Origin of the sequence: Frateuria sp. (assembly GCF_013362045.1) — a bacterium.
Lineage (GTDB): Bacteria > Pseudomonadota > Gammaproteobacteria > Xanthomonadales > Rhodanobacteraceae > Frateuria_A.
Genome location: NZ_JABFWW010000028.1, coordinates 1 through 13,578, shown reverse-complemented (window position 1 = coordinate 13,578; position 13,578 = coordinate 1). Strand labels below are relative to the sequence as shown.

The 13,578-nt window shown below is 67.2% G+C and carries 11 protein-coding genes; 6 read left to right on the top strand and 5 right to left on the bottom strand.

The features are described from left to right. Positions 1-164: 164 nt before the first annotated feature. The 3 genes from HOQ08_RS01515 (at position 165) to HOQ08_RS01505 (ending at position 4,768) form a co-directional block, all read left to right on the top strand. Positions 165-1,388 (top strand): MFS transporter, encoded by a 1,224-nt coding sequence (locus tag HOQ08_RS01515; RefSeq protein ID WP_291190537.1) that lies wholly within the window; start codon positions 165-167, stop codon positions 1,386-1,388. A gap of 57 nt (positions 1,389-1,445) precedes the next feature. Continuing rightward, a complete protein-coding gene (locus HOQ08_RS01510; protein WP_291190534.1) occupies positions 1,446-2,477 on the top strand; it encodes a hypothetical protein in 1,032 nt (343 codons plus the stop codon). A 455-nt stretch (positions 2,478-2,932) separates the two neighbouring features. Then, positions 2,933-4,768, top strand: coding sequence for an autotransporter domain-containing protein (locus HOQ08_RS01505; protein ID WP_291190531.1), 1,836 nt, complete (start codon positions 2,933-2,935; stop codon positions 4,766-4,768). A 102-nt stretch (positions 4,769-4,870) separates the two neighbouring features. Here the strand turns inward: HOQ08_RS01505 and HOQ08_RS01500 are convergent, their stop codons facing one another. Then, complete coding sequence (locus tag HOQ08_RS01500) at positions 4,871-5,722, bottom strand: DUF1481 domain-containing protein (RefSeq protein ID WP_291190528.1); 852 nt, start codon at positions 5,720-5,722, stop codon at positions 4,871-4,873. Between the two features lie 302 nt (positions 5,723-6,024). Here HOQ08_RS01500 and HOQ08_RS01495 point away from each other — a divergent pair, with 302 nt between their 5' ends. Beyond that, the gene (locus HOQ08_RS01495) at positions 6,025-6,594 is read left to right on the top strand and encodes a transcriptional regulator (protein ID WP_291190526.1); all 570 of its coding nucleotides are present in this window, start codon (positions 6,025-6,027) and stop codon (positions 6,592-6,594) included. Positions 6,595-6,597: 3 nt separating this feature from the next. Here the strand turns inward: HOQ08_RS01495 and glyS are convergent, their stop codons facing one another. Together glyS and glyQ are read right to left on the bottom strand one after the other, a co-directional pair. After that, positions 6,598-8,742 carry a glycine--tRNA ligase subunit beta gene (gene glyS / locus HOQ08_RS01490; RefSeq protein ID WP_291190523.1) on the bottom strand — a complete coding sequence of 715 codons (2,145 nt, stop codon included), beginning with the start codon at positions 8,740-8,742 and terminating at the stop codon, positions 6,598-6,600. Beyond that, positions 8,739-9,650, bottom strand: coding sequence for a glycine--tRNA ligase subunit alpha (gene glyQ, locus HOQ08_RS01485; RefSeq protein ID WP_291190520.1), 912 nt, complete (start codon positions 9,648-9,650; stop codon positions 8,739-8,741). Before glyQ ends, glyS begins: the two co-directional genes overlap by 4 nt. 97 nt (positions 9,651-9,747) lie before the next feature. On the opposite strand from glyQ, the gene HOQ08_RS01480 reads away from it, so the two are divergent. Beyond that, on the top strand, positions 9,748-11,565 hold the full coding sequence (locus tag HOQ08_RS01480; protein WP_291190517.1) for a GspE/PulE family protein: 1,818 nt from the start codon (positions 9,748-9,750) through the stop codon (positions 11,563-11,565). A gap of 26 nt (positions 11,566-11,591) precedes the next feature. Continuing rightward, positions 11,592-12,320 (top strand): glutamine amidotransferase, encoded by a 729-nt coding sequence (locus tag HOQ08_RS01475; protein WP_291190515.1) that lies wholly within the window; start codon positions 11,592-11,594, stop codon positions 12,318-12,320. Between the two features lie 17 nt (positions 12,321-12,337). On the opposite strand, the gene HOQ08_RS01470 is transcribed toward HOQ08_RS01475, so the two are convergent. Continuing rightward, positions 12,338-12,661: a DUF1820 family protein gene (locus tag HOQ08_RS01470; RefSeq protein ID WP_291190512.1), complete on the bottom strand. Its 324-nt coding sequence runs from the start codon at positions 12,659-12,661 to the stop codon at positions 12,338-12,340. Between the two features lie 10 nt (positions 12,662-12,671). Continuing rightward, positions 12,672-13,355 (bottom strand): rhomboid family intramembrane serine protease, encoded by a 684-nt coding sequence (locus HOQ08_RS01465; protein ID WP_291190510.1) that lies wholly within the window; start codon positions 13,353-13,355, stop codon positions 12,672-12,674. Positions 13,356-13,578: the final 223 nt, after the last annotated feature.

Sequence of the window (13,578 nt, the reverse complement as noted above, 5' to 3'; positions counted from 1 at the left end):
GAGCCTGGCAGAAGCGAAGCGTCCTTGCCCGCCATCTGGCGTTCGCCACATGCGGGAAGCCGACGATCTGCTCTTCGGAAAAGGCGCTTCGTCATGTCCAATCTCCTTCGGATGGGATTGGAACTCCAGACCTTTGCGCTATTCACAATCGGAGGGCCGCCGCAGTGAATCAGGCACTCGTCTCTCCGCGATGGACGCTCGATCCGCTGCATGGCCTGTTTGCCGCCCGCGCGTTACGCGATTTCGGCGACAGCTTCGTCGCGATCCTGCTGCCGGCCTATCTGCTGGCGCTGGGTTTCTCGCCATTCGCGGTCGGCGTGCTCGCCACCGCGTCGCTGCTCGGCTCGGCGTGCCTGACCCTCGGGGCTGGATGGCTGGGAGCGCTCTATGGATACCGCCGGCTTTTGCAGCTCGCTGCCGGACTGATGGTAGCCAGCGGGCTGGCATTCGCCGCCTTCCGTGATTACGGCATTCTGCTGATCGTCGCCTTCGCCGGCACGATCAACCCGTCCGCCGGCAACGTCAGCGTATTCGTACCGCTGGAGCACGCCGCGCTGGCACGCGAAGCCGGCGATCAGGACCGTACCCGGATGTTCGCTCGCTACAGCGTGGCCGGTGCCGTGGCTGCGGCCGTAGGTGCGCTGATCGCCGGAACCCCGGAACTGGCGACATTGCTCGGCGTGGACCGGTCGACCGCGATGCGGTCCATGTTCGTGCTGTACGCCTTGCTTGGAGTGGCGGGACGATACCTCTATAGGCGCCTTCCCCGGCATGCCATCGATGGCGCGGCCACCCCGGCGAGTGCAGCACTGGGTCCTTCGCGCGCCATCGTCATGAAGCTCGCGGCCCTGTTCAGCCTGGACGCTTTCGCCGGTGGATTCGTCGTGCAATCGCTGCTCGCCTTGTGGTTGTTTCAGCGGTTCAATCTCTCGCTGACGGCGGCCGGCGTGTTCTTTTTCGGCACGGGGTTGCTGTCCGCGCTGTCGTATCCGGTGGCTGCGCGACTGTCGCGACGCATCGGCCTGGTCAACACGATGGTGTTCACGCACATCCCCTCCAGCATCGCGCTGATGCTCGCGGCCTTCGCCCCGTCGCTTGCGTCGGCGCTGGCATGGCTGCTTGTACGCGCCGCGCTGTCGCAGATGGACGTGCCGACGCGCTCGTCCTACGTGATGGCTGTGGTGACCGAGTCCGAGCGCAGCGCCGCCGCCAGCTTCACTTCAGTGCCGCGCAGCCTGGCTTCCTCCGCGAGTCCTGCGCTGGCCGGTGCGCTGTTCGCGGCCTCGTCTTTCGCCTGGCCCTTGCTGATCTGCGGCTCGCTCAAGATCCTCTACGACTTGTTGCTACTGGCGCAGTTTCGACAGCTGAAGCCGCCGGAAGAACAGTGACGTCATGGCAACATGCATAGCGCGTAGCATGTGTGCTTTGGACGCGAGTGCCAGCGCATGAACCTCAAGGCGGACCGCACCCTCCGTCGGGGCCTGGTGGTCCTGGGGGCCTTTGCGACCCTGTTCGTGGCCATGCCCGCGTGCAGCAGCGCAAGCGGTCCGGGCAGCCAGTTGCCGCTGACCACGCTTGCGGAGGTGCCATTACCCGGCAGAGCCACGCGCTGGGACTACGCCAGCCTCGACGAACGGCATCACCTTCTTTTCCTGGCGCACCTGGGCGACAGCGCCGTCGTCGTGTTCGACACCGCCCGGCGCAATGTGGTGGCGACCATCCCCGACGTCAGCTCCGTCCACGGCGTGTTGTACGTGCCGGAGCTGGATCGGGTGTACGCCTCGGCGACCGGCACCGGTGAAGTGGTCGCGATCGATGCCAAAACCTTCAAGGTCGCTGCACGCACCCCGGCGGGGGATTATCCGGACGGCATGGCCTATGCCCCTGACGTGCACAAGCTGTATGTCTCCGACGAACACGGCGGCACCGATACCGTGATCGACGTGCGGTCGAACGCCCGGGTGGCCACCATCCCGCTGGGCGGCGAGGTGGGAAACACCCAGTACGATCCGGTCACCCGGCACATCTTCGCGAACGTACAGACTCGCAAGCAGCTGGCGGAAATTGATCCGCTCACCGACAAGGTGATCAGCCGGATCAACCTTCCTGGTGCCGCCGGCAATCACGGCCTCTACATCGATGACGCCTCGCGTCTGGCCTTCATCGCGTGCGAGGACAACAGCAAGTTGCTGGTGCTGGATCTGACCAGCCGAAAGCTGCGGGCCACGTTCGACGTTGCCGATGATCCGGATGTCCTGGCCTTCGATGCCTCGCTCGGCTGGCTCTATGTGGCCGGCGAATCCGGCGAGGTGTCGATCTTCAAGGTCACCGGGCAGGCCGTTCGACCGCTCGCTACCGCGAAGCTCGGCCCGAATGCCCACGTCGTCGCCGTGGATGGCACCACACACCAGGCCTATTTTCCGTTGAAGCCCATGCTGGGCACGTCCAAGCTGCGAATCACGCGACCACGGCTGTAGGTTTGTTCACCCTGCGAGTCGGCGACCTAAAGCGCGCGAAACCTATGCTCCGGGATGGCACCCTGGGCGCGCGAGAAGAGGTCGTCGGGCAAGCCGGCCCGCGCAACACGTGGTTGGTCCGGATGTCTGGATCCTTCAGCAGGGGACGCAAGCCTTCCTCGATGGCGAGGGTCTAGCTTGCTCCAGTCGGCCCCTATGGCGGCTGCGCCTTTGGTGACGGGCTTGGCTGGTGCTCGTGCGGAAGCGGCACCCTTTCGCATGGTCGGCAGCGAGCTAGTTCGCCCATAGTTTGTCGACCAGAGCTCGCTATGGCTTGCTTGCCTCTACAAACCATGGCGTTCCGACCAAAAAAGGGAATCCCGAAAGCGATGCGCCGCAGCATGCGCTTCCGTATGGAGTGCATTAACGTGACGTGCAAATAACGAGGCCAATCCCGGCCACCAGGAGCGTCAACCATGCCCCGTAACCGTCCTCTTGCCGGCGCAATTCTGGCCGGCCTGCTGTTCAGCACCGCGGCTGCCGCCACCGACTTCAGCAAGGTCGTCGTGTTCGGCGACAGCCTGAGCGACGCCGGCAACCTGTCCCTTTCGCAGGGTTCACCGGTGCCGCTGCGCTTCACCACCAACCCGGGCATCACCACGGCCGAGCACGTGGCCGCCGGGCTGGGCTTCACGCTGGCGCCGTCGGTGGCCGGCGGCACCGACTTCGCCTTCGGCGGCGCGGGTGTGGTGCAGGGCGTGGCGCCGGTGCCGACGCTGCCGCAGCAGATGGCGATGTACCTGGGCGCGAATGGCGGCAAGGCCGACGCCAACGCGCTGTACCAGGTCTGGGGCGGCGCCAACGACATCTTCTACCTGACCGGAACCAGCACCGACGCGAACGTGCTGGCAGCCGGTACCGCCGCCGCCGCACAGGCCGAGGTGGGCATGCTTGGCCAGTTGCAGGCGGCCGGTGCGCGTTACGTGGTGGTCTACAACCTGCCGGACATCGGCAAGACCCCGGCCAGCGCGGCCGGCGGCCCTTCGGCGCAGGCCGGCGGCACCCTGCTTGCGCTGGTCTACAACGGCGTCCTCGGCACGGGCCTCTCGCAGTTGAGCGCCAACGGGCTCAACGTGATCCCGGTGGACACCTTCACGCTGCTCAACGAGGTGATCGCCAACCCGTCCGCCTACGGCTTCAGCAACGTCACCACGCCGGCCTGCAACGGCAGCTCGGTGCAGTGCGGTCCGGCCGGTTCGGGGCTGCCCTTCTCGTACGCCGCGGGCACCGACCAGACCTACCTGTTCGCCGACGGCGTACACCCAACCACCGCCGCCCATGCGATGCTGGCCCAGTACGTGCTCTCCGAGCTCGCCGCACCAGGCCAGATGTCGCTGCTGGCGGAGGCCCCTCTTGCGGCCACCGCCGCGCAGTACCGCGCGATACGCAACCAGATGCTGGCCGACGGCCAGGGCAGCGATACGCGTTTCTTCGCCAGCGCCGACTACGGCCGTCAGCGTTTCGATGTCACCAGCGCCTCGCCCAAGACCACCAGCAACAACGTCAACCTGACCCTGGGCGCCGACGTGCGCGCCAGCGAGCATGTATCGGCCGGCGTTGCGCTGAATCTGGGCCAGAGCAACGCGGACTTCGCCGGCAACACGGGCGGCTACAAGATGCACGACATCTCCGGCCTGGGTTACGCGCTCTACCACAACGGCGGCGGCTACCTCGGCGGGTTCGTCGGCTTCGGCCAGTCCAACTTCAGCGACGTCAACCGGCGCGTGCAGCTGGGGGCGGCGCTGCGCGCCGAGGGTGGCAAGGCCGACGGTACGCACCTGGGCGGCGGCTTCGAAGGCGGCTGGTGGTTCCAGGCGGGCGGATTGCAGACCGGTCCGTTCGCGCACGTCGAGTGGCAAACGGTCAAGGTCGACGGCCACGCCGAAAGCGGCGGCAGCAGCACGGCGATGTGGTTCGGTCGCCAGCAGCGCGATGCCCTGGTCGGTTCACTGGGCTGGCGCCTGCAGGGTCATTGGCAGGCCGGCGGCACCCTGCTGGTGCCGTACGCGGAACTGGCCTGGAACCACGACGACAAGGCCGACCCGCGCGAGGTCCAGGCAGGCGTGGTGGGCATGCCGGGCAGCTTCTCCCTGAGCGGCTACGTACCCGACAAGACCTGGGCGAGCGCCGACCTGGGCCTGTCTGCGCAGTTCAGCCCCAACCTCATCGGCTGGTTCGGCTACCACGGCCGCTTCAGCGACCGCACCCAGAAGGACAACAGCATCAACCTGGGCTTGAAGATCGGGTTCTGAAACTGCCCATGCACCACAAAAGAAAAGCCGCCCCGAAGGCGGCTTTTCTTTTGGCTTTGGACGTCCAGGCGGCTGGACGATCCACCTGCGGCGACGGCAGGCCTACTTGCCCTTGCCGCCCGTCGCCATGGAGAGGATGTCCTGGGCCTGCTTCTTCAGGCTCGCGGCCTCGTCATCGGCCAGCGCGCTGGTCTTGCCATCCGCAACGACCTGCTTGAGCACGAGGTTGCCGTCCTTGTCCCAGCCGGCGCGCTCGGTCGAGGTGGGCTTGGCGTCCTGGCTGGCCTTCTTCTGCTGCACGACGACCCACGGCTGGCCGTCCTTGTAGGCGAAGTCGGTGCTGGTGAAGCCCTTGTCGCCATAGTCGGCGCGGGCGCGGATGAACTGCACGGCGCCGTTGGCGCGGAACACCTGCCAGGCGCGCGAGACGTCCTTCTCCAGCTTGGTGCCATTGCTGATCTTCATGCCGCCGATCTGCTTCTGCACCATCTGGAACTCGGCCATCTCCTTCTCGGCGGCCGTCTGTTCCGGCACCAGCTCGATCGACACCTGGCTGGGCGCACCCTTGGTCAGCACCGGCGCCTGCAGCGCCATCCTGTAATTGCGTTCGCCGTCGGTAAGCTGGGCCTGGACCACATACAGGTCGGCAGGGTTCACGTCGGCAGGATTGAAGTTGAGCTCGAAGGACGCCGGAAGCTGTACCGGTGCGATGGCCTTGCTCGCCAGCGGCGCCGCGCCGGCCTGATCGGTGGAGGAGACGTCGACCAGGTTGACCACCAGTTTCGCCTCGGGCGAAACCGTGTTGTCACCGCGTACCGTAATGGTGCCCGTCACCACATTGGCCTTGGCTGCCGCCGCCGCGTTCTGGGCGCCCTGCTCGGGTGCATGGGAGCCATTGCAGCCGGCCAGGGCCAGCGCAGCTACCGACATCAGCGACCAGACCATCCTGCGCATCGGAAAACCTCTTTTTACGAAATGAACTGCTTGGGGAATGCACGGAACCGGCGCCTGACGGCGCTTTTCCGCGGGGGAAGTTCCAAGCATAGCGGAAAAACCCGCCATCGCGCAAAAGTCAAGCCATCCGGAGGGTGGCCAGCGGATCCGGGCGATTTCCATTCACACCGGGTAAACACCCGCGACCGCCACCTCTTTTCGCAAACGAAAGCTTGCGGTAAGCACTGGCGCGCTACGATTGGCTTCGGCGAACCGCGCTTCGATGGCGACCGGCATTGTTTCCCGCTGTCTGGACCAGGCCCATGAACCTCGCACCCATCTCTCCCGTTCCGGAAACCGGCAGCTCCTTTGCCGACCGCATCAAGTTCCTCATCCAGCGCGTGGGCAGCGCGACGGAGATCGCAAGGATGTGCGGTTTTTCCGAAGGCGTCGTACGCAGCTGGCGCGATGGCAATACCGATCCCTCCCGCGCGCGCTGCGTGACGCTGGCGCGCACCCTGGGCATCTCGCTGGTGTGGCTGGTAGCCGGCGAGGGCGCGATCATGGGGGAGGTGGACCAGCCCAACGGCGACGAGCAGTACACCACCGAAACCACGCACCGCCTGCGGTTGCGCCCGGGAGGTATTGCCAGCGAGGCCTTCGACACCCACGGCGCCGGCATGGATACCCAGCGGCTGCACGCCGCGATGCGCATCCTGCAGTCGGAGCTGGACCTGGCCGGCAATCCCTTCTCGCTGGCCGAAAACACCGACCTGCTGGCCAGCCTCTACGAGGCGCTGGGTCCCGGCGGTACGCGCCTGGATACCGATGCGATGCTGGTGTTCAATCGGAAGCTGGCCGAGCGCATCCGCCATGCCGGCGTGACTGCCTGACCCTCACAGTCGCGCGATATCGGCCACCGCGCCGAACTGTGCCTGCAGGCGGGCGAGCAGGGCCAGGCGATTGGCCCGCACCCGCGCATCGTCGGCATTGACCAGCACCTTGTCGAAGAACGCATCCACCGGCGCCTGCAACTGCGCCAGGCGGGCCAGCACGGCGGTGTAGTCGCCATCGGCGCGCGGCCCGGCCGTGGCGGCCAATGCGGCATCCAGCGCAGCGGCCAGCTCGCGCTCGGCGGGCAGCTCGAAACACGACGGATCGACCGCGCCACCTGGCAGCGCGCCGGTTTCCTCGTGGGCCTTGCGCAGGATGTTGGCCACCCGCTTGTTGGCGGCCGCCAGGTTGATCGCCTCGGGGCGACGGCCAAACTCGGCTACCGCGCGCAGTCGGCGATCGAAGTCGGGCAGCGTGGCCGGCCCGACGGCCAGCACCGCCTCGAACTGTTCGGCGGTGAAGCCCTTTTCAGCGTAGTAGGCGCGCAGTCGGTCGAACACGAAATCGGAGAGCTCGGCGAGCAGCGCTCCACGGCGCGCACCGGCATCCAGCGCAGGCGGCTTGCCGTCCTTGTCCGGCTTCATGCCCGCGGCAAGCGCGGCCTCGGGCAGCAGCTCGAGCGCCTCGGCGAAACTGGCGCGCAAGTCCAGTTCCAGCCCGGCCTCGACCAGCGTGCGGGCCAGGCCCAGGGCGGCGCGGCGCAGCGCGAAGGGATCCCGGTTGCCGCTGGGTTTCATGCCGACAGCGAAGATGCCCGCCAGGGTGTCGAGGCGCTCGGCCACCGCCAGCACCTGGCCCACCGTGTCGCCGGCAATGGCGTCGCCGGCGAAACGCGGCTGGTAGTAGCTGTCCAGCGCCAATGCCACGGCCTCGCCTTCGCCCTGGCGCTGCGCATAGTAGCGACCCATCACGCCCTGCAGTTCAGGGAATTCGCCGACCATGCGGGTGAGCAGGTCGCATTTGCCCAGGGACGCGGCTCGGGTGGCAGCGCCGGCGTCGACGCCGACACGGGCGGCGATCACGCGGGCCAGCTCCGCCACGCGCACGCTCTTGTCCCACAGGCTGCCCAGGGCCTGCTGGTAGGTGACGTTCTTCAGCGACTCCTGATAGCCGGCCAGCGGGGTTTTCAGATCCTCGTCCCAGAAGAATTTGGCGTCGGCGAAGCGCGGGCGGATCACGCGCTCGTAGCCCTTGCGGATCTCGGCGGGGTCCTGCGACTCGATATTGGCGATGCCGATGAAGCGCTCGGTCAGCCTGCCCTCGGCGTCGAATACCGGCACGAACTTCTGGTTGGTCTCCATGGTGGTAACCAGCGCTTCGGGCGGCACCGCGAGGAACTCGGGCTCGAATGCGCAGGCGATCGCCGCGGGCCACTCGGTGAGGTTGGCGATTTCGTCGAGCAGGGCGTCGTCCAGGCGGGGCGTGCCGCCGGTCTGCACGGCCGCTCGGCCCACCTCCTCGCGGATGCGCTCGCGCCGTTCGAGCGGGTCGGCCAGCACCTTGGCGGCGCGCAGGGCATCCAGCCAGCCGTCGGCATCGCTCACATGCACGGGGTTGGGATGCATGAAGCGGTGGCCACGCGACTTGCGGCCGCTCCTTATGCCCAGCACCTCGCCGTCGACGATGTCGGCACCGTGCAGCATCACCAGCCAGTGCACTGGACGCACGAAGGCATAGTCGTGGTCCGCCCAGCGCATCGGGCGCGGAACCGGCAGGCTCTTGAGCGCCTCCTCGACGATCTCCGGCAGCAGCGCGGCCAGGCTCTGGCCAGGCTTGATCGCACGGAACACGAACCAGGCGCCCTTGTCGGTTTCCAGCTTCTCCAGCTCGGAAACCTCGACGCCGCAGGACTGCGCGAAGCCGAGCAACGCCTTCGACGGTTGGCCCTGCGCATCCAGCGCTGCGTTGACCGCCGGGCCGCGACGCTCGAGGTGCTGCTCGGGCTGGGTAGGCGCTACCGCTGGCACGTGTACGGCCAGCCGGCGCGGCGTGCAGTAGGCGCGCGCCAGGTCCAGGCCCGCCTCGATGCCGCGCCTGCCCATGCCCTGGACGATGCCGTCCAGGAGCGCCTGCGACAGCTCGTCGAGCGCCTTGGGCGGCAGCTCCTCGGTGCCCAGTTCGATCAGCAGCGACTTCGGCTGGCTCATGCGGCCTGCTCCCTGGAAACGTTCTTCAGGCCCGGAAAACCGAGCTTCTCGCGCTGCGCCACGTACGCTTCGGCGACGGCACGCGAGAGCGTGCGCACGCGCAGGATGTAGCGCTGGCGCTCGGTCACACTGATCGCGCGGCGCGCGTCGAGCAGGTTGAAGGTGTGGCTGGCCTTCATCACCTGTTCGTAGGCCGGCAGCGGCAGGCCGGCGGCGATCAGCTGGTTGGCGGTGGCTTCGCACACGTCGAACCAGCGCAGCAGCTCGGCCACGTTGGCGTGCTCGAAGTTGTAGGTGCTCTGCTCGACCTCGTTCTGGTGGAACACGTCGCCGTAGGTGACGACACCACGTGGACCGTCAGTCCAGATCAAGTCATAGACGTTGTCTACATTTTGCAGGTACATCGCCAGGCGCTCGAGGCCGTAGGTGATCTCGCCGGTCACCGGGCGACATTCCAGCCCGCCCGCTTGCTGGAAGTAGGTGAACTGGGTGACCTCCATGCCGTTCAGCCACACCTCCCAGCCCAGGCCCCAGGCGCCCAGCGTGGGCGATTCCCAGTTGTCCTCGACGAAACGCAGGTCGTGCACCAGCGGGTCCAGCCCCAGCTCCTTCAGCGAGCCGATGTACAGCTCCAGGATGTTCTCCGGGTTGGGCTTCATCACCACCTGGTACTGGTAGTAGTGCTGCAGGCGGTTGGGGTTCTCGCCGTAGCGCCCGTCGGTGGGACGGCGCGAGGGCTGCACGTAGGCGGCCGCCCAGGGCTCGGGACCGAGCGCGCGCAGGAAGGTGGCCGGGTGAAAGGTGCCCGCGCCGACCTCGGTGTCCAGCGGCTGCAAGAGCACGCAGCCCTGCGCGCCCCAGTAGCGGTTGAGGGTCTGGATCACGTCCTGGAAGGTGCGTGCGCTCATGGGCGATAGGCCTTGCAACAAAGCGGGTTAGTATAGCCACAGCCCGCGCCGGCACTGGCACGGCGCCGGATCGAACGCATCACGGGAGGCCGTCCGGATGGCCGCATCACCGCAAATCGCATCCCTGCTCGGCCGACGCGGCCGGTTGGGGTTGGACGACGTGCTAGCTGCCTTGGTGGTCGACGGCTTCGTCGGTGCGGAGGACGCCAAGAACGTGCGCATGGGCGCCCGCGCAGGCCGCAGCACCGTGGAGTTGCATCCACTGGTGCTGATCGCCAACGCCAAGCTGCCGAACCTGCGCGAGCCCGGTCGCCCGCTGCGCCTGGAAGGCCTGACCGAGTGGCTGGCCGGCCAGGCGGCGCTGCCCTACCTCAAGATCGACCCGATGAAGATCAACGTGGCGGCCGTGACCCAGGTGGTCAGCCATGCCTACGCCACGCGCCACCGCATCCTGCCGGTGGCGGTCACGCCATCGGAGGTGACCTTCGCCACCAGCGAGCCGTTCGACGCGGCCTGGGCCACCGACCTCTCGCACATGCTGCGCCGGGACGTGCAGCGGGTGGTATCGAGCCCGCTGGACATCAACCGCTACCTGGCGGAGTTCTACGGCGTGCAGCGCTCGATCCAGCTGGCACAGGACGCCAAGGCTGCGGGCTACGATCCATCCGCGGGAATCCTCAACTTCGAGCAATTGGTCGAGCTGGGAAAGACCGGCGAGGTCGGCGCCGACGACCGCCACGTCGTGCACATCGTCGACTGGCTGCTCCAGTACGCCTTCGAGCAGCGCGCCTCGGACATCCACCTGGAGCCACGCCGCGAGGCCGGGCAGATGCGTTTCCGCATCGACGGCGTGATGCACAAGGTGTTCGAGCTGCCGCCCCCGGTGATGACCGCGGTGACGGCGCGCATCAAGATCCTCTCGCGCATGGACGTGGCCGAGAAGCGCCGCCCCCAGGACGGCCGCATCAAGACCCGCTCCGCCGCCGGTCGCGAAGTCGAACTGCGCATCTCGACCATGCCCACCGCCTTCGGCGAGAAGGTGGTGATGCGCATCTTCGATCCGGACATCGTGGCCAAGGATTTCGGCCAGCTCGGCTTCTCGCCCGAGGAGGGCGCGACCTGGCGCTCGATGGTCGAGCGCCCGCACGGCATCGTGCTGGTCACCGGTCCGACCGGCTCGGGCAAGACCACCACGCTGTACTCCACGCTCAAGCACCTTGCCCGCCCCGAGCTCAACGTCTGCACGGTGGAAGACCCGATCGAGATGGTCAGCCCCGAACTCAACCAGATGCAGGTGCAGCCCTCGATCGACCTGGACTTCGCCGCCGGCGTGCGCACGCTGCTGCGCCAGGACCCCGACATCATCATGGTCGGCGAGATCCGCGACCTGGAGACCGCGCAGATGGCGGTGCAGGCCTCGCTGACCGGCCACCTGGTGTTGTCCACGCTGCACACCAACGATGCTCCCAGCGCGGTGACCCGCCTGCTGGACTTGGGCGTGCCCCACTACCTGATCCAGTCCACGCTGACCGGTATCGTGGCGCAGCGGCTGGTGCGAACGCTGTGCCCGCACTGCAAGCGCGAAGCACCGCAGGATCTGCACGCCTGGACCGCGTTGACCCATGGCTGGTCGCTGCCGGTGCCGGAGCAGGTGTTCGAGCCGGCCGGCTGCCTGGAGTGCCGCAACACGGGTTTCATGGGCCGCACGGGTGTCTACGAGATGCTCAAGCTCAGCTCGCGGCTGCGCGGCCTGATTTCGGCACAGCTCGACCTCGGCCGCTTCGGCGGCGCCGCTCTCGCCGAAGGCATGCAACCGCTACGCATCTCGGCGGCGGCGCAGGTGGCCAAGGGCTTGACCACGGTGCAGGAAGTGCTCACCGTATTGCCGCCGATCGAACACGAAAGCCTGTCCTAGCACCCGGCAACCCGACGCACCTCAGCATGAAGCCCGTCCTGATCATCCGTACCGGCCGCGCGCCGGATTCCATCCGTGCGCGCCACGGCGATTTTCCGCACTGGTTTCGCCTGTGCGCGGCGCTCTCGCCAATGCGGCTGCGGATAGTCGACGTCGCCGCGGATGAAACCTTGCCCCCGCCCAAGGAAGTCGTCGGTGCGCTTATCACCGGCTCGGCCGCCATGGTCACCGAGCGCGCGGCCTGGAGCGAGCGGACCGCCGGCTGGATCCGCGACGCGATGGACGCACAGCTGCCGCTGTTCGGCGTCTGCTACGGCCATCAGCTGATGGCGCACGCACTGGGGGGGCGGGTCGACTATCTGCCCGGCGGCCGCGAGATCGGCACCCAGCCGATCGAGCTGACGCCCGCGGCGGCCCACGACGCGCTTACCCGTCGGCTTCCCGCGAGCTTCCGCGCACATACCACGCACGAGCAGAGCGTGCTGGAGGCGCCGGTCGGTGCAACGGTGCTCGCCCGCTCCGCACGCGACCCGCACCATTTGCTGCGCTACGGGCCGCATGCGGCCAGCGTGCAGTTCCACCCGGAGTTCAATGCGGATGTGATGCGTGCCTACATCCACCGCAAGCGCGAGACGATGCGGCGTGAAGGCAGCGATCCGCAGCAGGTATATCGGCAGGTTGCTGCCACGCCGATCGCGCGGGGGATCATGCGCGACTTCGGCCTGCGCCACGGCCTGAGCGCGAAGCTCCGCTGAAGTATCGGACCGAACGCTCAGCGCGGCTTGGGCGGCATCGGAAAAGGCATGACCTTCTGCCCGTCGCCGGCGTCGCGGATCGCTATTGCACCTTTGCGCTCGACCTCCTCGATGCGCACCACGGACTGCATCGGCAGATGCAGCACGCGGGTGTCGGCGAACTCCTCGCGCAAGCGCTCTTCGCTGGGGTCGACCAGCAAGCCCGAGCCGACGGGCTCGAACACCAACTCGCCGATTTCGGTGAAGCCCCACAATGCGCTGGAAACCACGTGCCGCGCGTACAGCTCGTAGCACTTGCCCAGGTGCAGGAACGTCACTTTGTAGAGTTTCTTGGCTCCCATGGCGTGCACTCTATCCGCGCAGGCGCCGCGCGATGGCGTCACGCGAGAACAGCGCGAACAGGATGCCGAACAGAAAGCCCGCCAGGTGCGTCCACCACACCACTGCGCCATAGCTCGGCCCGGCGTAGCTGAAGACCAACTGCAGCAACACCCAGATGCCGATCAGCAGGAAGGCCGGCACGCGCACGAACTCCAGGAACAGCCCCAGGGGCAGCACCAGCCCCAGCCGCGCCCGCGGGAACAGCGCCACGTACGCCCCCAACACCGCCGATACGGCACCGCTGCAGCCAATGATCGGCAGGCGCACGCCGGCGAGGGTGAGCGCGCCGATCAGGTTGGCCACCATTCCGCCCATGACGAACAGCGAAACGAAACGGGCCGAGCCCAGCGTACGCTCTGCGGGCAGGCCAAAAATCACCAGGAACAGCAGGTTGCTCAGCAGATGGATCCACGCCACGTGGATGAACAGGGCGGTGAACAGGCGCAGCAGCGCCGGGTCGGCCAACTGCCGCCAGAATGCTTCGTGTACGTCGAAGATGTCCGCCGGAATCGTTCCCCACTCGAGCAGGAACGAGATCCGCTGCGGCGAAGGCATCAATGCGAGGGCCACGAAGCTCGCAACGCAAACGAGCACCAACAGCAACGTCGCCCACTGTGCGGTGGAGCGCCGTCGGGTTTCCACATGGACGAACAAGGCTTTCCCCTCGGTACGGCGAATCTCTGTTCGCATCATATAGACAGAGGGGCAGCTTGCACGTTGCCCGTGCGGCGGGATCAGGCCCGGAACGTCGCTATCGCCTGGTCCTCGAGTGCCTCCGACGGGTTTGGACTGGATAAGAGGCGCGATCCAACCAGGCGCTCGCATCCCGGAAGCCATGGGCGACCGTATCCGGCCGTGGCCTAGGCCCTGTAGTCGC